Origin of the sequence: Chromobacterium sphagni, assembly GCF_001855575.1 — a bacterium.
Lineage (GTDB): Bacteria > Pseudomonadota > Gammaproteobacteria > Burkholderiales > Chromobacteriaceae > Chromobacterium > Chromobacterium sphagni.
This window is the reverse complement of sequence record NZ_MKCS01000001.1, coordinates 1,712,677-1,732,112: the sequence shown is the minus strand read 5'-3', so window position 1 is coordinate 1,732,112 and position 19,436 is coordinate 1,712,677. Positions and strand designations below refer to the sequence as shown.

Genomic DNA, 19,436 nt, shown 5'->3' with positions numbered 1-19,436 from the left:
ATGGCCAAGCGCCAAGCCAAAACCGGCATGACCATCCGCGCCAGCGCCAGCCACGACCAGTTCCTCGCCGGAGATGAACTCTGGCAACTGGCCGGTCGATACCGCGCCGGCTTTCTGCAGCGCGGCTTGCAGCGCGGCGACATCGTCGCCATCGCGCAACCGACTTGCGCAGAATCGATGGCCGCGGTGATCGCCGCTTGGTCCGAAGGCATGGCCATCAGCTTTCTCCCCCACGATATTGCCGCCAGCAACAGCCGCATCACACCCGAACAGTTCACCCAAATGCTGGCGCTGCTGGAACCTGCATTGTTACTGACATCGCGTGCAGTGGTTCCGCATATTCCCGGCGGGCTTGCCGAAAAAATCCTGCTGCAAGAGGAACTTAGCGACTGGGCGGCTGGTATCCCGCCCCAATCGGGACCGATCAAGACCTCAGCCGGCGACCTTGCCGTGCTGCAGCTGACTTCCGGCAGCACCGGACAGCCCAAAGCCGTCGAAATCACGCAGCATATGCTATCGGCCAATTGCGATGCCATTGCCAGCCGGGTGGGGGCCAACCGGCAAGACATCATGGTGAGCTGGCTGCCACTCCACCACGATATGGGTTTGTCCGCCATTACCCTGGCATGGTGGGTCGACGCGCAGTTGATCCTGATCCCCACGGCGAGCTATGCCCGCCGCCCCACCATCTGGCTGGAGACGATTTCCAACTTCCGGGCAACGCTTTCCCCTGCGCCGGCCTCGGCCTATACACTGATGACCCGATTCGCGGACGCCTTCACCAATCGGGCCTTGGCGCTGGATAGCTGGCGTTACGCTTGGGCGGGAGCAGAGCCCGTGCACGACAAGCATGTCCAGGATTTCATCCGGGCGTTTTCCCGGTACGGTCTGTCTCCCTCCACCGTACAGCCTGCCTATGGCATGGCCGAAACCGTGGTGGCCACATCGCTGAACCGCCCTGGAAAACCCTATGCCATTTGTTGGGTTGATCGCGCCAAACTGGAGCTGGCGGGCGAGGTCCAGGCGGCCTCTGCTGGCGCACCCGATGCGATTGCGCTGGTTTCAAACGGCAAGGCCGTCGACGGTGTGCAAATAGCCGTGTTCGACGACGCCGGGAACCCATGCCCGACCGGCCGCAGCGGACGGCTATGCATTCGCGGCAGCTCGGTCATCCATCGCTACCACAAACAGCCTGTCTGCCTGGATCAGGATGGCTGGTTTGACACCGGGGACATCGGTTTTCTTCATAACGACGAGGCCTATGTCTGCGGTCGCGTCAAGGACTTGATCACCCGTTCCGGCGTCAACGCCAGCCCCTACCAGATCGAATGGGTGGTAGAAGAACTGCTGGCGCTCCGGCCCGGCTCCGCCGCCGCCTTCTCCTATCTGGACTTTTCGTCTCACCAAGAGCGCGTGGTCGTCCTCGTCGTTCACACACCCTCCATGGACAAGGAGGCCGCGACTTCCAGCCGCATCGCGGTGGAAGTTTCCAAACGCTGCGGCATCCAGATCGACCTGGTGCAATACGTTACTCACTCCCAGATTCCCAAGACCACCAGTGGAAAAATCAAGCGCCAACAACTGCGCCAGCAATTTGCGCAGGCCCGGCACTCGTCGCCGGCGGCCGCCCTGCAACCCCAGCCGCACTCTAACGCCGAGGATTTATCAAGTGTTTGATCTGATTTGCAACGTGCTGCGCGAAAACGCCGAGCGAGGCATTCTGCCGACGCATCTGGCGACATCCGAACTGGATCCCGACACGCTCCTGCCGGAGCTGGGCATCGACTCCCTCGGGGTCATGACGCTGATTTCCGAGCTATGCGGCCGCCTCGGCATCGAGCCGCTAGACCTCGCAGCTTTCGAGCACTCATCGCTCGAGGAGCTTGCCGGCCTGCTGCAAGCCGCGACTGCACCTCAACTCCAGCCCGTCGAGTAGCGCCGGCACCGAGCGGTCGCCGGCTTCAATCGACTTGTCCCCTTCACAGCAGCAAGAGCGAAAGAATCATGAGCAACGCCAATGCCAACAAGATGCGCCCACCTTGGTTTTTCAACTTGCGAGCGGATGCGGCAGCCATTCTGCTAGCCGGCCCCCTCGTCTCTCTGGCCCTTTATTTGGCGGTCCAACAGCGCGGCCCATCCTTTCTGCTCTGCGCGCTGGCCTTTGCGCTGCTGCTAGATCTGCCACATGTCTTGCACACCTATATCCGCCTGTTCGCCAATCCGGCCGATTTCCAGCGCCATCGCCAGAGCTTCTGGAGAAGCCTGCTGATCCTAGCCCTGCTATGCAGCGCGCTCGGCACGCTGGGCCAGTACGCCATCTTGGTCACGATCTGGGTATATTGGCAGCCCTACCATGTCTGCAAGCAGCACTTCGGCGTAGCCACACTGTATGCGCGCAAGTCCGGCTACAAGCACAGCACTCGCCATGTATTGCTTCTGCTGATCTGCGGTTTCGCGGCTCCGCTGCTCTACCGGCTTTGCCACGGCGGCTTCCGCTTCGGCCAGTACCAGCTATTCGGCCAGTCGCTGCCGTTCTCGGGGCTGCAGGTATACACGCCGCCGCTTCCCGCCTGGAGCGCCGGCATAGGCTACGCCGTTTTCGGCTTGGCGGCGCTTGTCTACATGGCACGCGAATACCAGGCTGCTCGAAGAGCGGCAGGCCTGCCCCGCTTTGTCAACCTGATGCTGGCTATCGTCCTAATCCTGTATAACGCGGCCTATCTGCTGATTTCAGACCTGTACGCGCTGATATTGATCGCCACCAGCGTGCATGCCATTCAATACCATTTGGTTTGCGCCTCTACAGTGCGCAATCTGTATGCCCAGCCGTCGGAACAGGACAATGCTGCCAGTCCTCTACTCCATGCGCTGCAGCGCGGGGTCCGCTATCTGACCCGGCATCCGCTGGCCTGGTGTGGCGCCCTGCTGATGGCAAGCCTGCTGGTGCTCAGCAGCGAACTGCCAACCCTAGGCATTCTGCCGCTGATCGTGGTGCTCCATCATTTCTATCTTGACGGTGTGATCTGGAAGCGCTCATGAATACCGCAAGCCTCCATTCCCGCGCCGCGGCGCCCACTACCCGCCAGCACTCTCTGATCTCAGACCTGCTGCCCCTGGTACAAGACCTGACGACGCATCGGGCATGGATCTACTGGAGCGACCTGGCGTTCAGCACCGGCCTGTTCTGGGGAGGCCTGTACGCGCTGTCGAGCAAGAGCTGGCTGCCGGCCTGGCTGCAACTGGCCGTCGCGGTCGTCGCCACGCTCGCGCTCTATCGGGCAGCGATCTTCATGCACGAGATCGTGCATGTGCCGCGCCGCAAGATGCCCGGTTTCATGCTGGCCTGGAATCTTGCATGCGGCATTCCGCTGATGCTCCCGTCCTTCATGTATCAAAGCCATCTGGACCATCATTCGGCGCGCCATTACGGCACTGGGCAGGATCCTGAGTATTTGCCTTTTGCCCGCAGCCCTCTGGCCAGCTGGCTGATACTGATCGCGGGCGCCCTGCTGACGCCTGTTCTGCTATTTGCGCGTTTCGCCCTCTTGGCACCGGCCTCCCTGCTCTCGCCGGCGTTACGCGCATGGCTGGACCGCCATCTGTCCTCCGTGGTGCTGCACTTCCGGTATGTCCGGCCCGAGGCAGGCCCAAAGCAGGCTCGAGAGCAACGTTGGCAGGAGGCGGGCGCCACTTTATTTGTCTGGCTGATGCTCTGGCTGCTGGCCAACGGCCTCTTGTCGGCAAGAGTACTGCTCTTTTACGCGGGCATGGTGCTATCCACCCTGCTGATCAATGCGATTCGCACCCGCTTCGCGCACCACTACCGGCTGGACGGGCAGCCGGTGAGCCATGCCGAGCAGCTTGCCGACTCGGTCAACCACCATGCCGCCGGTCGGTGGCTAACCCTGCTAGAGCCGGTTGGCATGCGCTTCCACGCATTGCATCACCTGTTCCCGTTTCTCCCCTACCACTCCCTGGCAGAGGCCCATCGACGCCTGATGAACGCCCCTGGCGAAGCCGCGCGCTTTTACCGGGAGGTTTGCCTGAGTCCGACGCAGCGACAAGTTGCTGATCTGGCATTTGAAAAAAGGATTGCCCCTTGATCACTGAAAACCATCCCCAGGAAACCAGCCTCTTCGAGCGTTACGTCAATCCCGAACTCGGAGAGCTGACTCGCCGGATCGGCTTGGACAAAGCCTATGTCTGGGGCAAGGACTGCATATTGCGGGACGCGGAAGGCAATGAATACCTGGATTTCCTGGCGGCATACGGCGCCTTGCCATTCGGGCATTCCCCCAAACCCTTGCTGGACAGCCTGGCCAGTTTCCGGGATACCCTGGAGCCTATTTTCGTCCAGCCCTCCGCGCTGCAGGCCAGCGGCGAGTTGGCCCGCCGCCTGCTTGAAATCGCTCCCGGCCGTTTCAAAAGCGTAACCTTCCAGAACAGCGGCGCTGAAACAGTAGAAGCCGCCATCAAGGCCTGCATCGCCGCCACCGGCCGGCGACGCATACTGGCGGCGCGCAATAGCTTCCATGGCAAAACGCTGGCGGCCCTGTCTGCGACCGGCAATGCAAAATACCAGGACGTCTTCTTTGCGCCGCTGCCCGGATTCGATTTTGTCGACTTCGGCGATGCCCAGGCATTGCACGAGGTCCTGGCGTCCAAACCCGGCGAGTATGCCGCCGTGATCCTGGAGCCGATCCAGGGCGAAGGCGGCATCCGCGTGCCGCCCCCGGGCTACTTCCAGGCGGTGCGCGCAGCCTGCGACGAATTCGATGTGCGGCTGATCATAGACGAAGTCCAAACCGGCCTCGGCCGGACCGGCCGGCTATTCGCCATCGAGAAAGAAGGCATTCAGGCCGACTGCCTTCTCATTGCCAAAGCGCTGGGCGGCGGCGTGATGCCGATAGGCGCCTGCCTGCTTGGCGAGCGCGCCTATAGCGAAGACTTCCAGCTCAAGCACTCCTCGACCTTTGGCGGCAACAGCCTGGCCTGCCGGATAGGCCTGCGGGTGCTGGATCTGCTTTTGGATCGGGACTCGCCGCTCCTGGCAAACGTCTTGGAAAACGGCGCTTATTTATTGGACCGCCTGCGCAGCATGGCGCGGAAATACTCCAACGTGATTGCAGAGGTCCGCGGCGAGGGCTATCTGCTGGGAATCGAGTTCAGCGTTGGCCGCGAGTCGTTTGAACCTTATTTCGGGAGCTTCCTGGGCATCATCGCCGAGCAGGAAAACCTGGTGCCGCTGATTGCCGGCCATCTCTTGAATGTCGGACGCGTCCGCGTGGCGCCCACGCTGAACGGCGCCAATACGCTGCGCGTGGAACCGCCACTGATCGCCACCCGCGCCGATTGCGATCGTTTCCTGCAAGCGCTGGAACACACCGTGGCAGTGGTCGCCGCCGGCAACACCGGCGCCCTCATCGCCCATTTGGTTGATGGGAAGCCGCTGCAACGCCAAAGCCAAAGCACTTCGGCCTCCCGTCCTCAGCCCAGCAGCGGCATTCCGCGCTTCGGCTTCATTCTGCACCCGCTGGAACTGAACAATTACCGGGAATTCGACGAAAGCCTGCAGAACTTTTCCGACGAGGCGCTCCTCCGGATGGAGGAACGCCTCAATCCGCTGCTAGAGCCCTTCCACGTCTCCTCCATCCAGCTGCAGTCTCCAGACGGCAGCCGTGCCGAAGGAGATTTCATCATGGTGCCGCGTTCCGCGGCCCAACTGGCGAAAATGCCGGTGGAGGAGGCCGCGGCGTTGATCGAGGACGCCATGGCGATTGCGCTGCGACGCGAAGCGCAACTGATAGGCCTGGGAGGACACACCTCGATCGTCACCGGCGGCGGCATCCGAGTCGCGGGCAAGGGTGTGCCCATCACCTCCGGCAACACCTATACCATGTTGTCCGCCATCGAAGCGGCCGGCATCGCGCTTGAGACTACCGGGCGGAGCTTCTCGCAAGTCCGCGTCGCAGTGGTGGGCGCCACCGGCAGCATCGGCTCCGCCATCGCCCGCCTGATCGCCGTCAAGGCTCACCGACTGGTATTGGTGGGCAACCCGCGCAGTGCGCGCTTCAACCTTCCGCGCTTTACCGGGGTGATTCAGCAGATCGCGCATTATGCCGCAACCGGCGTGGCCTACGATCCAGGCAGTGTGCTGGACTGCCTGGCCAAGCGGCTGGCCGCGGGCGAATCCATGGAGCAGGTGGCGCAGGCCGTGTTGGACGACAATAGTCCGGGCGCCACTTTGCGCTACAGCAATGAGTTGGAGGAGGAGTTGCGCCTGGCAGACGTGGTGCTGGTGGCGACCAGCAGCACGGAGCGCTTCATCGAACCCGAGTTCATCAAGCCCGGCGCCATCATTTGCGATCTTTCCCGCCCGGCCAACGTCAGCCACGCCATTGCCCGGCAACGGCAGGATGTGCTGGTCATCGACGGCGGTATCGTCGAAGCGCCCGGCCGCGCCTCGCTTGGCTCACGCTTCGGCATACCGGAAGACCTGTGCTACGCCTGCATGGCGGAAACCATGATGATGACCCTGGATAAGGTCTTCAGGGACGCCAGCCTGGGCCTGGATCTGGACAACCGGGATCTGGAGCTGTTCCCTCTCCTGGCGCAGCGCCATGGCTTCCGCATCGCCGGGCTGCGCAGCTTCGACCAAGCGCTGGAACCAGGCCGCTGGCAAAGTTTTCTCGCGCAATTCGAGCATGCCAGGCCGCATCGCAAGATCGGGGAGCCCGCTTAATGCCCATCTTGCAAAAAACCGTGCTGCTGCCAGGCCGCACACCGGAGGAAGTGTTCGAGTTCTGCTTGGACGGCGTCAACTTCCAGCGCATTTTCCCCGAGCCGATTACCCCGATCGGCGACGTCGACCCGTCGCAGCTGCGTATCGAGGCAGGCAAAGAGTTCATGTTTCGCCACTGGATGTTCGGCCTGGTGCCTTCAACCTGGCGGGTACGCATTGCCGATCTGCAGCCCAACGAGTACTTCATCGACGAAATGCTGCGCGGCCCGCTCAAGCGGTTCCGGCATGAGCACCGGGTCGCCTCCTGCGCGGAGGGCACGCTATACACCGATCGCCTGGATTACGCATCCTACGGCGGCGCGCTGGCTGAGCAGCTCTTCGTCAACAAGTATATGGCGCGGATTTTTGCCGCCCGTCACCGCAATATGCAACGTCTATTGGCTCCCTTATGATCAGAATCGTTCCCGTTACTGACCGCCGCAGCCGCGAATGGTTTATTGATGTGCCCTTCCAGCTATACCGCAACGATTCGCTGTGGGTTCCGCCTTTGCGCAGCGACATGCGCAAGCTGATTTCCCCCAAGCACAATCCCTTCTTTGCCGAGGCGGACATTCAGAATTTCGTCGCGCTGGATGCCGACATGGCGCCAGTGGGCCGCATCAGCGCCATCATTCACCATGAATACAACCGCCGCTTCGGCGAGGACCGGGCTTTCTTCGGCTTTTACGAAACCAGCCCCGACCCCGCGGTCAGCGCCGCTCTGTTCCAGACAGTAGAGTCCTGGAGCCAGGCACGGGGCAAGCGCACCCTGATCGGCCCGTACAGCTACACCTCTACCCAGGATGCCGCCCTGCTTCTGGAAAACCTGGACAGCCAGCCGCCCTGCCTGCTGCAAACCTATAACCCCGAGTACTACCGCCAACACCTGGAGTCCGCAGGCTTCAACCTGGCCTTCACCTTCAGCACCTATGGCGTGGACAGCGTCAAGACGCCGCGCACGGACAAACTGCAAAACCAGGCCGCCATGCTACGCCAGCGCCATAACATCCAGGTCCGCAATGCCAGCAAGGCGGAGCTCAAGCAGAATCTGGACGAGCTGCGCCGCCTATTCAACGACTGCTTCGCCGACAATCTCGAAGTGGCGCCGATATCCCGGGAATCCTTCCGCTTCCAACTGGACTCGGTGCGTCCGTTTATCGATCTGGCGGGCATCCGTGTCATCGAGGTGGACAATCAGCCGGCAGCCTTCTTCCTCATCCTGCCCGACCTGAACGAACTGCTGACGCGGCTGGGCGGCAAGCTTGGGCTACTTGACCTGATCCGGCTCCCACGCTACCGCAAGCAAATCCGCAAGTGCGTGATCGCGCTGATCGGCGCTCGCCCCATGCTGCATGGCCAGGGAGTGGGCCGCATCATTGCCGACGAAATCATTCGATACGCTTACGGACGCTATGAAGAAGTCCACACCATGTGGATAGACGACCGCAACCCATCCAGCTACGTCTTGGCCGCCAACGGCGGCATGCAACGGACAAAACGCTACGGGGTGTTCCAGAAGTCACTTGGGGCGGGCAGCGCCGCCGCGAAGGAAGCGCAGGCATGACTGAGGCAATCATCCGCCTAAGCGGCGTATACAAGCATTATCTGATCGGCGAGGAAAAAACGTCGATCCTGCACGGCATCGACCTTTCCATCGCACGCGGAGAAATGGCCGTGATCCGCGGCATGTCCGGCTCCGGCAAGACCACGCTGCTCAACATCATCGGCGGTCTGGACACGGTCGACGCTGGGGAGGCCATCGTCGCCGGGCATCCGCTGCACCGGCTGAACTTCAAGGAGATGACGCGCTTCCGCGCCGAGAATCTTGGCTTCATTTTCCAGTTCCACAACTTGATTCCCACGCTGTCGGTGATGGAAAACGTGCTCTCGGGACTAGAGGCCATGCGCCCGCTCAAGCATGCCGATGAGCAGCTGGCATTGCACTATCTGACGCAAGTGGGCCTGGCCGGCCATGAAAACAAATTTCCCAACCGGCTCTCCGGCGGCCAACAACAGCGGGTGGCCATAGCCCGGGCGCTGATCAAGCACCCTGCCGTGATCCTGGCCGACGAACCTACCGGCAGCCTGGACGAGGAAACCGGCCGGACGGTGATGCAGTTATTGCGCCAACTACAGACCGAACAGAAAACCACGGTGGTCATGGTGACACATAACCCGGAACTGAGCCGGTATGCCAACCATGTCTACGAAATGCGCTCCGGCCACCTGCAAACTCACACGCTTCAGGCGCTGGAGCCGGTATGAAATCATTGCTGCTGCGGCATGTCGGCCGCTCCATGCTGCGGATACGCTACCGCCTGCTGGTCATCGCCATGATCTGCGCCACCACCTTCGGCGTGCTGGTGGGCGCCTATTCCGCCATTGATGGCCTGTTCCACACGGTAGACACCATACAGGGCGGGTCTCAAATGGCGGATATCGAACTCTTGTTCGCCACCGACGACCACAAGAACCTGCCAGATTTCACGCAGATTCCAGGAGTCCGCCAGGTTGAAACCCGTTTGCTGCTGACCGGCCAGGCAAAACTGCAGCCACAGGGAAACGTTTCCGCGCTGCTGATCTCGGCCCCTCCCGCGCAATTCTCCAACATCAATAGGCTAAAGCTGCTGCAAGGCCGGCTGCCAATGGAAAACGACCCCCAAGGCATTGTGCTGGAACGCAACTGCGCCAGTTTCTACGGCAAAAGCATAGGGGACGCCATTCCGGTCAAGATCGGCTACGGACAATACCGGTTCACGGTACGCGGCGTTGCGGAAAGTCCCGAATATCTTGTCGCGCCGCTGAATCCAAGCGTCTATGTGCCCACCAATGGCTCGCTGTGCGTCATGTTCGGCGCCGACGCCTTCATGGACCGGCAATTGGGTTTTCCCGCCATCAACAGCGCCCTGCTGCGCTTCAGCTCTCCCCACGCCGCGGAAAAAGCCAAGGCCGGCATCATCGAATTGGCGCAGACCCGGCTATCGCTGGACTTCGCCCTGTCCCGGCAGGAACAGTTCAGCCAGAAATTCCTGGAACTGGACTTGAACACGTTCAAGGTGTTCCTGCCCACCGTGGTGCTGGTCTTCGCCATCACCTCGGTCATCGTGGTCTTCTTCCTGATGTATCAATGGATCAAGGAGGAACGCCCGCAAATCGCCATGCTGTTGACGCTAGGCTACAGCCGTGCCCAACTGGCCTTTGCTTATTTGCTGCCGGCCTGGGTGATCATTCTGCTAGCGCTCATCATGGGACTGGCGGTAGCGGAGTTCGACATGTGGGCATTCGGCAGCAACTATGCCCGCGCCATCGGCATGCCAGAACCCACGCTAGTGTTGCAGCCCGTGTATCTGGCGGCGGCTTTCCTCCTGCTGGCCGGTTCCGTGGGCATCGGCATGCTGCTGCCGCTACGCTCCATTGCAAGCATCGCCCCTATCGATGTGCTAAGGGAACAGTCCACCACCCAGACCAGTCACCGCACTGAAGCTCTGGTGCAGGCCGCCCGCCTGGTGCCCGGTCCGTTCTGGCTGAAATACGCCATACGCAATCTGCTGCGCGCCTGGCCGGTGTCATTGGTATCCAGTCTTGCCATCTCAGCCAGCTTGGCTGTCACCGTGTCTTTCTATATTTCGCTGACATCGATGGAGCATACCGCGCTGGGCAGCGTCCAGCAGGATCGCTGGCAAGCGGTGGTCGATTTGGACGCCCCATGGTGGGATGACCAAATCGCCAAGCTGCAGGCCGCGCTTCCCCACAGCCGATGGGTTCCGTTCGTCAAAGGCGGCGCGCAGCTGATCAGCCCTAACGGCGGCGGCCTCCGGGTCGACAACGCTTTCCTGCTGGGAATCACGCCTCGCGACCAAGTGCGCCATGTCAACCTGATCCAGGGACGGATGCTGACGGACTCGGATGCGCAGGGCATCATCATTGAACGCCGCCTGGCGGCGGATCATCATGCCAGGGTCGGTCAACCCATCACGCTCAAAGTCCGCGGGCGCATCTTCCAGGCAACGGTGGTCGGGATCCACTCCAGCGCCGTGCCGGGGGAGATCATCACGCTGCGCCCGTTCGCTCAGCAAATGCTCTCGCTGGACGGCCAGTTCACCGGCGCCTATCTGGTTTCCGGCTTGGATGGCAAAAATGCCGCAGCGCTCGCTCATGTCCCCGGCATTGTCCGCATCACCAGCAAGGATGAGATCGTTGCGGCCATCCTGAATATCAGCAGCCATATCTGGGTCATCATCCACCTGTCCGCGCTGATGAGCATCGTGGTTTCCGCGCTGTTCATCCTGACCAGCATCACCTTCACCATCATCAGCCGACGCGGCGAGTACGGCATGCTGCGCATCATCGGCTACCGGGACAGCCTGATCACCAGAATCGTGCTGGCGGAAGCGGCGATGATAGCTATCGTCGCCGCCCTTCTTGCCATCCCTCTGGCCTACGGCTTGGGCAATACGCTCAATGAGCAGCTGACCCAGGTGTGGTTCAAGGTGAACACCTATCTGAGCTGGATGGACTACCTGCGGGTTCTGCTGCCCGCCTTGCTGGCCATGCCATTCGCCACCATGCCGGCGCTGAGGTCGGTGTTCAGCCTCCCGCCCACGGAAATTCTCAAAGAAAGGAAATTCGGATGAACGCTATTTACCGAGCTTGCTCGCTTCTGGCGCTGCTTGCCCCGCTGCAGGCGCTGGCGGCCGATGCAGGCCCCTTGATGCATGAGTCCGACAAGCGCCTCAAAGCTCCCGACGAAACCATCCAGTACAACATGGAGCTTTACGACGGCGGCAAACTCACCACCAGCCGCAAGCTGGTGCGCCTAGACAAGCAAATGGCCGACAGGAACAGCACCGTGGTGCGCTTCAGCTCCCCTGTCGCCGTCAAGAACGTGGCGTTGCTGATCGAGGACTCGGGCGCGGCGATCAACGATATCTGGTCCTACACCCCATCCACCAAAACCTTGCGGCGCATCGCGGGCTCGCAGAAACAGAACTGGTTCATGGGCACGGAGTTCACTTACGAAGACTTCGAGGACTACAAGCTCAATGCCTACCGCTTCGATCTGAGCGGCAGCCAGTCGCCATGCCTGCAATGGGCGAAATGCGCCGTGGTGGACGCCACGCCGCAAGCCTCAGCCGAGCAGCAAGCCAGCGGCTACGCCAAGAAGCGCTACTACATTGAGGCCAATAGCTACTACCCGGTGCAGATCGAGTACTTCGACCGGCACGGCGCCCTAGTCAAAAGACTGACGACCGAAGGGCTGAAGCATTACGGGCAATACTACCGCCCCGCCAGCCAAACCATGTGGAATCTGGCCAATGGTCGCAAAACCAAAATGATCGTCTCCGACGTGAGCATCAAAACGGGGCTGGCCGACAACCTTTTCACTCCACGCTACCTGCGCAACGAAAACGAATAAGACCGGAGCCGAAAATGACCACTACCTCCCAATCCCTGCGCGCTGCCGTGCTGGATCTGGTCGCCAGCTTGCTCAATCTGGACCGCCAGCTGCTGAGCCCGGAGCTGACCATTGAAGATCTGGGCCTGGACTCCCTGGACGTGCTGAAAGTGACCCATGCGCTGGAAAAACAGTTTCGCATCAATCTGTCCGCGTATAGCCATCAGGATGTCTCGTCGCTGGGCCGCCTGAGCGAGATTCTGGAATACGAGCTCGGCAAGCTGGGCCTGAAAACATGAATCGCGTCGTGATCACCGGCATCGGCTGCGTCAGCCCCTTCGGCTACGGCGTTCCCGCGCTCTGGAGTGGTCTGGCCCAGCCGCGCAGCGCCATCGCTCCCGTGCCGTGGCTGGAAAACGAGCAAGTGGCCTACCGCAACGGCGGCGCCTGGGCCGACTACCAGCCGCAAAACCATTTCGCCAACTCGCGACAAGCCTTGCTCGACCGCGCCAGCCAGTTTGCCTTGCTGGCCTGCCAGGAAGCCATCGAGCACACCGGCCATCCTGCCGCCGGCATTCGGCCCAACCGAGTCGGCGTGTACATCGGTACCGCGGTAGGCGGCAGCGATACGCTCAGCCAGGCATACCAGGAGCTGCTGGTCAGCGACTACCCCGTCATCTCCCCGCTGACAGTACCCAAAGCTATGGCGAATGCCGCTGCCAGTCAAATCAGCCTGCAATACGGCTTGCGCGGCCCCTCGCTGACCATCGCCACCGCATGCGCTTCCTCGACCCAGGCGGTTGGCGAGGCGTTCCGGTTATTACAGAACGGCGGCGCCGACGCGATGATCGCAGGCGGAACGGACGCGTGCCTCAACCCGCTGACCTGGAAGGCCTGGGAGGCCATACGCGCGATGGCGCCCGACACCTGCCGCCCCTTTTCGCAAGGGCGCAGCGGCATGGTGCTGGGAGAAGGCGCCGGCATCCTGGTGCTGGAAACCCTTGAACATGCCTTGCTGCACGGCGCACGCATCCTGGCGGAAATTGCCGGCTATGGCAGCAATTGCGACGCGGTCGATCTTGTCAAACCCTCGGTGGAAGGCGCGGCGCAAGCCATGCGCGATGCGCTGGCGGACGCGCGGCTCACGCCGGCCGACATCCAATACATCAATGCGCATGGCACCGGGACAGTGCTGAACGACAAGGTCGAAACCGCAGCGGTCAAGGCGGTCTTCGCGGAACATGCCCGCAACATTGCGATATCGTCGGTAAAGTCGTCCATCGGCCACCTGATGGGGGCCGCCGGCGCCGTCGAGCTGATCGGCGGCCTGATGGCCTTCGAACAGAACACGCTCCCGCCGACGCTGAACTATCTTGGACCGGCGGAGGATTGCGACCTGGATTACGTGCCGAATCGGCCGCGCCATTGCCAGGTGGACGCCTGGCTGAAAAACTCGTTTGCTTTTGGCGGCCTGAATGTGTCCTTGGCCCTGAAAAGGTACGAGGCGTCGGCATGATCCTGGTAACCGGAGCCAGTGGCTGCCTTGGCTCGCATATCGTACGCGCGCTGCTGGATTGCGGGGAGAAAGTGGCGGCGCTTAAACTGGCCGGCGATCCGGCCTGGCAGCTGCGGGATGTGGAGTCCCGCATTGAGTGGCGGATAGGCGACCTGCGCGATCCCGCCTCGCTGGCGACTGCATTGCAAGGGATGGACAGCATCTATCATGCGGCCGGCCTGTCTACGCCCCGGCCACGCGATCGCCAGGCGATGATGGAAGTCAACGCGGAAGGAACCCGCCGGCTGCTCCAGGCCGCGCAGGAGGCCGGCGTACAACGCGTCGTCCACATTTCCTCCATTGCCGCGGTCGGCTACCCCCATGCCCCTGCCGATGGCCGCGCCGACGAAACCATGGCATATAACGGGGCCAGCATTTCCTATCCCTACATGCATAGCAAGCATGCAGCGGAAGCGATTGTCAGGGACTTCGTCACCGGGGGCATGGATATCGTGATCGTCTGTCCCGCCGCCGTGATTGCCTCGGGCTGCGACCCGCAGCACGGCTGGGGCCGAATCATGCTGGACATCGCCTCCGGACGGCTTAAAGCCATCCCCCCTGGCGGCATTTCCTTCATCGGCCACCATGATTTGGCGATGGGCGCCCTGGCCGCCATGGCACGCGGCCGGAGCGGCGAGCGCTACATCCTGAGCAGCGGCGACGTCCGCTACCGCCAGCTGATCACCGCCATCGCCAATGCCGCCGGCGTGCCTCCTCCCGGCCTGATCCTGCCTCCCGCCCTGCTGCGCGGCGCCGCAAGGGTGCTCGGCCATCTGGAGCCGCTGCTTAATGCGCTACTGCCCGATATGCGCATGACACCGGGCATCCTGGAGCTGCTCTGGCGCGAGAAATTCTACGACATCAGAAAAGCGCGCGCCGAGCTTGGGTTCGTCCCCAGGCAGTCTCTGGCCGACGCCGTCACCGAAGCCTGGCGCTGGCTGCATCTACGGTCCCCCAAGGAAACGTCTCGATGATGATGCCCGAATTATTCAGCAACACCCCAGATGCAGAAAAAACCGGCGAACTGCTGGCCTGGCTGCGCGACTACGCCAGCCGGCATGTCAATTCTTTCCTGATAGACCGCCGCTGCACCATCCCGCCGCATATTGTGCTGGACCTTGGCAATAAAGGCGTGTTGGGCATGCAAGTGCCCGAAGAATGGGGCGGGCGGCTGGCGCTTAGCCATGCCGGAAGCTGCCAAGTCCTACGGCAGCTGGCCGGCATTGACCTGGCGCTGACCGCATTCGTTGGAGTCAACAACCACCTGGGCACCCGGCCGCTGCTGCGCTTTGGCTCCGCAGAACAGAAACAGCGCTATCTGCCGCAGCTGGCAAGCGGACGTATTTTGGCCGCCTTTGCCCAAACCGAGCCAGCCGCAGGCGCCAACCCCCTCGCCATGACCTCCGTGGCACGGGCCTGCCCGGACGGCGATTTTATCCTGTCTGGCGAAAAGTGGTGGTCCGGCCTGGCGGCCTGGGCCGGCGTGATCACCGTCATCGCCCGCCATCAAGACAGCCAGGGCGTCAACCGCGGGTACATCGCGCTGGCCATAGACAAGGAGCAGCCAGGCATGCGCCAGGGGGAGGAGGCCCCCACGATGGGCATGAGGGGCATGGTGCAGAACAAGATCCATTTCGATCAGGCCCGCATCCCTCGGGCAGCCGTGCTGGGCAGCCCCTACGCGGGCCTGGCCATCGGCAACGACACGATGGGCGCGGGAAGGCTGGCGATAGCGGCCGCCTGCAGCGGAGCCATCTGGCGCACCTTGCAGCTCATGGTGCAGTACGGCGGCAAGCGCCGGATCGCCAGCGGTTTGCTCTATCAAAACCAACATACGCAATACGTGATTCACAACACCTGGATGGCAGCCATTGCGCTGGACATGCTGGTCGAGCACATCGCCCTCCATCTGGACCAGGAGCAAGCGCTGCCTAGTGAAGTATTCGCCGCCGCCAAGCTGCTGGCCAGCGAACTGCTGTGGACGGCGGTAGACGCCGCTGGACAGCTGCTGGGCGGCCGGGGGTATTGCGACAACAACCCCTTGAGCCAGCTGGCGCGGGATGCCCGCGTTACCAGAATCTTTGAGGGCCCCTCCGAAACGCTGTCGGTTTTCCTCGGCCAATCGCTGTGGCAGGGCGGCCATCCCATGCTGTCGCACCTGGGTCGGCTTGCCGGCGGCAATGCATTATGTGGCGGGCTGGCGGAGCTGCAGACGACCCTGAAACAGCGCTATCCGGACGATGTCAGGCTCGAAGAGGTAAGCGCGCGCCATCTGCTGCTATTGGGCCAGGCCTTGGCATGGGCCACTCTGGGCGGCATCGTCCACGACGGCGATGCCGCGCTGCGCGGCTGGTGGCAGGAGCGCTGGGATGAACTGCATCGGCAAATATTCCAAGACAAGCCCGTCCTGCTACCGGAAGCCGCGGCGCTTGAGCATATGATCGCCAGCCGCATCGGCCGCGTAGAGCAAGGCGCCGCCGGTGAGGAAGTCCTCCCCAACCTCCTCCACTGCTGATGTATTTCTTCCGATGACGAAAACCATTGTTACTGCGGCAGCTGTTGGCCTATGGCTGGCTGTCGCGCCGCCAGCGAATGCCGATGACGGCAACAATTTCAATCTATTGCTGGAAACCCGGCAGGGCGAGAACGCCCATGGCACGAGCGCTTTGCAAGCATACCGGCTGCAACTGGACGGCATCGTGGAGTGGAATCCGCAATGGAAACTGAAAAGCTCACTGGTCGCCTCCAACGAGAACCAGCTGGATGTCGGCACCTATCACGAGCAGCCGGTGCATGAGCTGCTGCTGAACTACAACGGCCAGGCCTGCACCGTCAACGCAGGCATGCAGCAAGTCGTCTGGGGACAGGCGGACAGGCTGCGAGTGCTGGATGTGATCAACCCGATGAACCTGCGCGAAAGCTATTTCGGCAGCTGGGAGCACAAACGTCTGCCGCTAGCGATGGTGAACACAGAGTGCGGCATCGGCGACAATGCCTTACAGCTATTGCTGATACCGCAAACTCGGTTCAACGAAGATCCGAGTCCTGCGGGACGTTTCTGGACGCCCGGCATCGCCGGCCTGTTGGCCAACAAAGGAATACCGGTGCAATCAACCAGCCTGCCATCTGAAAGCAGGCCGGCCGACTGGAATGCCGGCATCCAATGGTCGGGCAGGCTGCAAAACATAGACTACACCCTGAACGCCTACCATGGCTGGCAACCCGAAAAACAGCTGGCCCCCATCCCCGGCCCCATTCCGCAATTTCAGAGCCAGGCTGCCCGCTATACCCTGTGGGGCGGCTCGCTTACCGCTCCCGTCGGCCCGCTGGTCGCGCGGGCTGAGGCGACCCGCGCCAGCCACGTAACCGTCTACGGCACCAATGCCCTGGGACTGCCAGCACCCGCGGACGCCACGCAGAACACCGGTCTGCTGGCGCTTGACTATCAAGCGGAGCCTTGGTTCTTCAATGTTCAATACTTCGCCCAAGATACTTCCGCCGATCTCTCCCCAGGCATCTCGGGCAGGCAAAGAATGCTGACTTTTGGCATCCGCCGCAGCTTTCTCCAGGACCGGGGCAAAGTCTCCCTCTATTCCGCCTACGATATCGAGCATCCTGCAAGCTACCTCTCGCTGGAAACCAGTTACGACCTTAATCAAAACCTGCAGGCCAGCTTGACGCTGGAAAATTTTGACGGCAGCGAACTGAGCTTTGGCCGTTTCCGCAGAGAAAAACGCGCCTTTGTCGGCCTCAAATACAGCCTGAAATAAACGCTGCCGATCTGTCCGCAGACGCCGCGGCGGCGCAGTCGGCCGGCGATGCCGGGCCAAGGCGCGGCCTTATTGGAATCGCCGTCGTTTTGTCCGGCGCTTGGCTCAAACCCTCCCCAGGATGCACGCCTCCGTTTCGTCGCTCCAACCGCGCCTGACGACATACGAAGACGCTACAAACGGGTGATCGCGAGGAAAATCATGAAACACCGTATTTTTTCACCATTAAGAACATGGCTAGTGGCTATCGCCTTTCCATTTGCCGCGTTGGCCTGTACCGGGCAAGCTCGGGCACAGGAGAGTCCCGGCATAACACCAGCCGTTCAGATCGGCTCGGTCCAGCTCAGACTGAGCGGTTCTGGCAAACGCGCCATTTTTCTTTTCGATGTCTACAATGCCGCCCTGTACCTGCCGCCGGCAGCCCAGAGTCCTGGCCAGATACTGGCTGGAGAAACCCCGCGAGCGATCGAAATCCTCACCTTGCGCGACATTAGCGCCTACCAGCTGACAGAGGCTTTGATCCAGGCCCTGCCGCTCAATAATTCAGCGGAAAGCCTGGCCAGGCAGCAAGCCGAAATCGGACAGCTGCAGTCCATCATCACTCAGGTTGCCCCCATCAAGCGTGGCAGCCGCATCCGCATATTCTTCGATGGCCGCGATACCATCATCTCCCGCGATGGCATCGCCATCGGCAATCCCATACCCGGCAAGGAATTCAATTCCATGCTGTTTTCCATCTGGCTAGGCAAAAAGCCAGTCAGCATGCAGCTGAAAAACCAGCTGCTCGGGCTATCTCGGACACCATAGGGCAGCAGCCGAAAACCGCTGGTTCCGCAACGGGACTGGTCGGCCACGCCAATTCGGCCAGGTCGTCGCCAGCAGGCCGAACTGGACCTTTCGCGCCTAAAACGCCAAGCATGGAGTGGCGCTGTTCTGGCCGCCTCCGCACGATGGGCGGTATAGTAAACGCCATCGTCATCAAAGCCTGTCCATTATTGGGGGGAAATCATGCCTAGCAGCACTTACCGCATCGCCGTACTTCTGGCCAGCATCCTGCTCTCCGGCGCCGCCTGCGCCGCCGACGCCGTCCGAGTCGGCTCCAAGATAGACACCGAAGGCGCGCTGCTGGGCAATCTCATCCAGCAGGTGCTGGAGGCGCACGGCCTGAAGACCATAGGCCGCCTGTCGCTGGGCAACACCAAGGTGGTGCGCACCGCGATTGCCGCCGGCGAGATAGACATCTATCCCGAGTACACCGGCAACGGCGCGTTTTTCTTCGCCGACGAAAAGAACCCGGCCTGGAAATCGGCCGCCGCCGGCTACCAGCGGGTGAAGCAGCTGGACTACGACCGGAACCGCATCGTCTGGCTCGCTCCGGCCCCCGCCAACAACACCTGGACCATCGCGGTGCGCCGCGACGTGGCCGCCGCCAACCGGCTCGAATCGCTGGCCGACCTCCCCGCCTGGCTGGGCAAGGGGGGCCGACTCAAGCTGGCGGCCTCCGCCGAATTCATCGAACGGCCGGACGCGCTGCCTGCCTTCCAGCAGGCCTACGGCTTCAAGCTGCGCCAGGAGCAACTGCTGACGCTGGCCGGCGGCGACACCTCGGCCACCATCAAGGCGGCGGCCGAGCAGATCTCCGGCGTCAACGCCGCCATGGCCTACGGCACCGACGGCCCGGTGGCGGCGCTAGGGCTGATCGCGCTGAAAGACCCCAAGGGCGTGCAGCCGGTGTACGCGCCCGCGCCCATCATCCGCGCCGACGCGCTGGCCCGCCAGCCGCAGATCGCCGCCTGGCTAAAACCAGTGTTCCAGTCGCTGGACGAAGCCACGCTGCAGAAGCTCAACGCCAGCATCGCCATCGAAGGCCGCGACGCGCGCCAGGTGGCGGCCAACTACCTGAAGCGCAAGGGCTTCATCAAGTGAGGACGCGCG

At 62.1% G+C, this 19,436-nt stretch carries 17 protein-coding genes; all 17 read left to right on the top strand.

Going from position 1 to position 19,436, the window contains the following annotated elements; translation table 11 throughout:
- The 17 genes from BI347_RS08170 (at position 1) to osmF (ending at position 19,427) form a co-directional block, all read left to right on the top strand.
- Positions 1-1,677, top strand: a complete 1,677-nt coding sequence (locus BI347_RS08170; protein WP_071115693.1) for an AMP-binding protein — start codon at positions 1-3, stop codon at positions 1,675-1,677.
- Positions 1,670-1,936 carry an acyl carrier protein gene (locus BI347_RS23955; protein ID WP_071111894.1) on the top strand — a complete coding sequence of 89 codons (267 nt, stop codon included), beginning with the start codon at positions 1,670-1,672 and terminating at the stop codon, positions 1,934-1,936. The genes BI347_RS08170 and BI347_RS23955 overlap by 8 nt, the downstream gene beginning before the upstream one ends.
- 68 nt (positions 1,937-2,004) lie before the next feature.
- Positions 2,005-3,039, top strand: coding sequence for a hypothetical protein (locus BI347_RS08160; protein WP_083338764.1), 1,035 nt, complete (start codon positions 2,005-2,007; stop codon positions 3,037-3,039).
- Positions 3,036-4,103, top strand: a complete 1,068-nt coding sequence (locus BI347_RS08155; RefSeq protein WP_071115692.1) for a fatty acid desaturase family protein — start codon at positions 3,036-3,038, stop codon at positions 4,101-4,103. Before BI347_RS08160 ends, BI347_RS08155 begins: the two co-directional genes overlap by 4 nt.
- Positions 4,100-6,742 (top strand): aminotransferase class III-fold pyridoxal phosphate-dependent enzyme, encoded by a 2,643-nt coding sequence (locus BI347_RS08150; RefSeq protein WP_083338763.1) that lies wholly within the window; start codon positions 4,100-4,102, stop codon positions 6,740-6,742. The genes BI347_RS08155 and BI347_RS08150 overlap by 4 nt, the downstream gene beginning before the upstream one ends.
- Positions 6,742-7,194 (top strand): SRPBCC family protein, encoded by a 453-nt coding sequence (locus BI347_RS08145; protein WP_071115691.1) that lies wholly within the window; start codon positions 6,742-6,744, stop codon positions 7,192-7,194. The genes BI347_RS08150 and BI347_RS08145 overlap by 1 nt, the downstream gene beginning before the upstream one ends.
- On the top strand, positions 7,191-8,345 hold the full coding sequence (locus BI347_RS08140) for a hypothetical protein (RefSeq protein ID WP_071115690.1): 1,155 nt from the start codon (positions 7,191-7,193) through the stop codon (positions 8,343-8,345). The genes BI347_RS08145 and BI347_RS08140 overlap by 4 nt, the downstream gene beginning before the upstream one ends.
- Positions 8,342-9,046 (top strand): ABC transporter ATP-binding protein, encoded by a 705-nt coding sequence (locus tag BI347_RS08135; protein ID WP_071111890.1) that lies wholly within the window; start codon positions 8,342-8,344, stop codon positions 9,044-9,046. Before BI347_RS08140 ends, BI347_RS08135 begins: the two co-directional genes overlap by 4 nt.
- Complete coding sequence (locus BI347_RS08130) at positions 9,043-11,415, top strand: ABC transporter permease (protein WP_071115689.1); 2,373 nt, start codon at positions 9,043-9,045, stop codon at positions 11,413-11,415. The genes BI347_RS08135 and BI347_RS08130 overlap by 4 nt, the downstream gene beginning before the upstream one ends.
- The gene (locus BI347_RS08125) at positions 11,412-12,197 is read left to right on the top strand and encodes an outer membrane lipoprotein-sorting protein (RefSeq protein ID WP_071115688.1); all 786 of its coding nucleotides are present in this window, start codon (positions 11,412-11,414) and stop codon (positions 12,195-12,197) included. Before BI347_RS08130 ends, BI347_RS08125 begins: the two co-directional genes overlap by 4 nt.
- Before the next feature lie 14 nt (positions 12,198-12,211).
- A complete protein-coding gene (locus BI347_RS08120) occupies positions 12,212-12,475 on the top strand; it encodes a phosphopantetheine-binding protein (protein WP_071115687.1) in 264 nt (87 codons plus the stop codon).
- The gene (locus BI347_RS08115) at positions 12,472-13,692 is read left to right on the top strand and encodes a beta-ketoacyl-[acyl-carrier-protein] synthase family protein (RefSeq protein WP_071115686.1); all 1,221 of its coding nucleotides are present in this window, start codon (positions 12,472-12,474) and stop codon (positions 13,690-13,692) included. Before BI347_RS08120 ends, BI347_RS08115 begins: the two co-directional genes overlap by 4 nt.
- Positions 13,689-14,705: an SDR family NAD(P)-dependent oxidoreductase gene (locus BI347_RS08110; protein WP_071115685.1), complete on the top strand. Its 1,017-nt coding sequence runs from the start codon at positions 13,689-13,691 to the stop codon at positions 14,703-14,705. The genes BI347_RS08115 and BI347_RS08110 overlap by 4 nt, the downstream gene beginning before the upstream one ends.
- On the top strand, positions 14,702-16,246 hold the full coding sequence (locus tag BI347_RS08105; RefSeq protein ID WP_071115684.1) for an acyl-CoA dehydrogenase family protein: 1,545 nt from the start codon (positions 14,702-14,704) through the stop codon (positions 16,244-16,246). Before BI347_RS08110 ends, BI347_RS08105 begins: the two co-directional genes overlap by 4 nt.
- 13 nt (positions 16,247-16,259) lie before the next feature.
- Positions 16,260-17,501: a DUF1302 family protein gene (locus BI347_RS08100; protein WP_071115683.1), complete on the top strand. Its 1,242-nt coding sequence runs from the start codon at positions 16,260-16,262 to the stop codon at positions 17,499-17,501.
- 201 nt (positions 17,502-17,702) lie between these two features.
- Entirely contained in the window at positions 17,703-18,308 is a 606-nt protein-coding gene (locus BI347_RS22585; RefSeq protein WP_158020757.1) for a chalcone isomerase family protein, read from the top strand.
- 201 nt (positions 18,309-18,509) lie between these two features.
- Positions 18,510-19,427, top strand: a complete 918-nt coding sequence (gene osmF, locus BI347_RS08090; RefSeq protein WP_071111881.1) for a glycine betaine ABC transporter substrate-binding protein OsmF — start codon at positions 18,510-18,512, stop codon at positions 19,425-19,427.
- Positions 19,428-19,436 lie beyond the last annotated feature (9 nt).

Excerpts from the sequence above, each read along its gene's own strand:
- BI347_RS08120 (WP_071115687.1), top strand. The coding sequence starts at position 12,212 with ATGACCACTACCTCCCAATCCCTGCGCGCTGCCGTGCTGGATCTGGTC.
- BI347_RS08105 (WP_071115684.1), top strand. The coding sequence starts at position 14,702 with ATGATGATGCCCGAATTATTCAGCAACACCCCAGATGCAGAAAAAACC.
- BI347_RS08115 (WP_071115686.1), top strand. The coding sequence starts at position 12,472 with ATGAATCGCGTCGTGATCACCGGCATCGGCTGCGTCAGCCCCTTCGGC.
- BI347_RS08130 (WP_071115689.1), top strand. The coding sequence starts at position 9,043 with ATGAAATCATTGCTGCTGCGGCATGTCGGCCGCTCCATGCTGCGGATA.
- BI347_RS08145 (WP_071115691.1), top strand. The coding sequence starts at position 6,742 with ATGCCCATCTTGCAAAAAACCGTGCTGCTGCCAGGCCGCACACCGGAG.
- BI347_RS08110 (WP_071115685.1), top strand. The coding sequence starts at position 13,689 with ATGATCCTGGTAACCGGAGCCAGTGGCTGCCTTGGCTCGCATATCGTA.
- BI347_RS08160 (WP_083338764.1), top strand. The coding sequence starts at position 2,005 with ATGAGCAACGCCAATGCCAACAAGATGCGCCCACCTTGGTTTTTCAAC.
- BI347_RS08125 (WP_071115688.1), top strand. The coding sequence starts at position 11,412 with ATGAACGCTATTTACCGAGCTTGCTCGCTTCTGGCGCTGCTTGCCCCG.
- BI347_RS08155 (WP_071115692.1), top strand. The coding sequence starts at position 3,036 with ATGAATACCGCAAGCCTCCATTCCCGCGCCGCGGCGCCCACTACCCGC.
- BI347_RS08170 (WP_071115693.1), top strand. The coding sequence starts at position 1 with ATGGCCAAGCGCCAAGCCAAAACCGGCATGACCATCCGCGCCAGCGCC.
- BI347_RS08140 (WP_071115690.1), top strand. The coding sequence starts at position 7,191 with ATGATCAGAATCGTTCCCGTTACTGACCGCCGCAGCCGCGAATGGTTT.
- osmF (WP_071111881.1), top strand. The coding sequence starts at position 18,510 with ATGCCTAGCAGCACTTACCGCATCGCCGTACTTCTGGCCAGCATCCTG.
- BI347_RS22585 (WP_158020757.1), top strand. The coding sequence starts at position 17,703 with ATGAAACACCGTATTTTTTCACCATTAAGAACATGGCTAGTGGCTATC.
- BI347_RS08100 (WP_071115683.1), top strand. The coding sequence starts at position 16,260 with ATGACGAAAACCATTGTTACTGCGGCAGCTGTTGGCCTATGGCTGGCT.
- BI347_RS08135 (WP_071111890.1), top strand. The coding sequence starts at position 8,342 with ATGACTGAGGCAATCATCCGCCTAAGCGGCGTATACAAGCATTATCTG.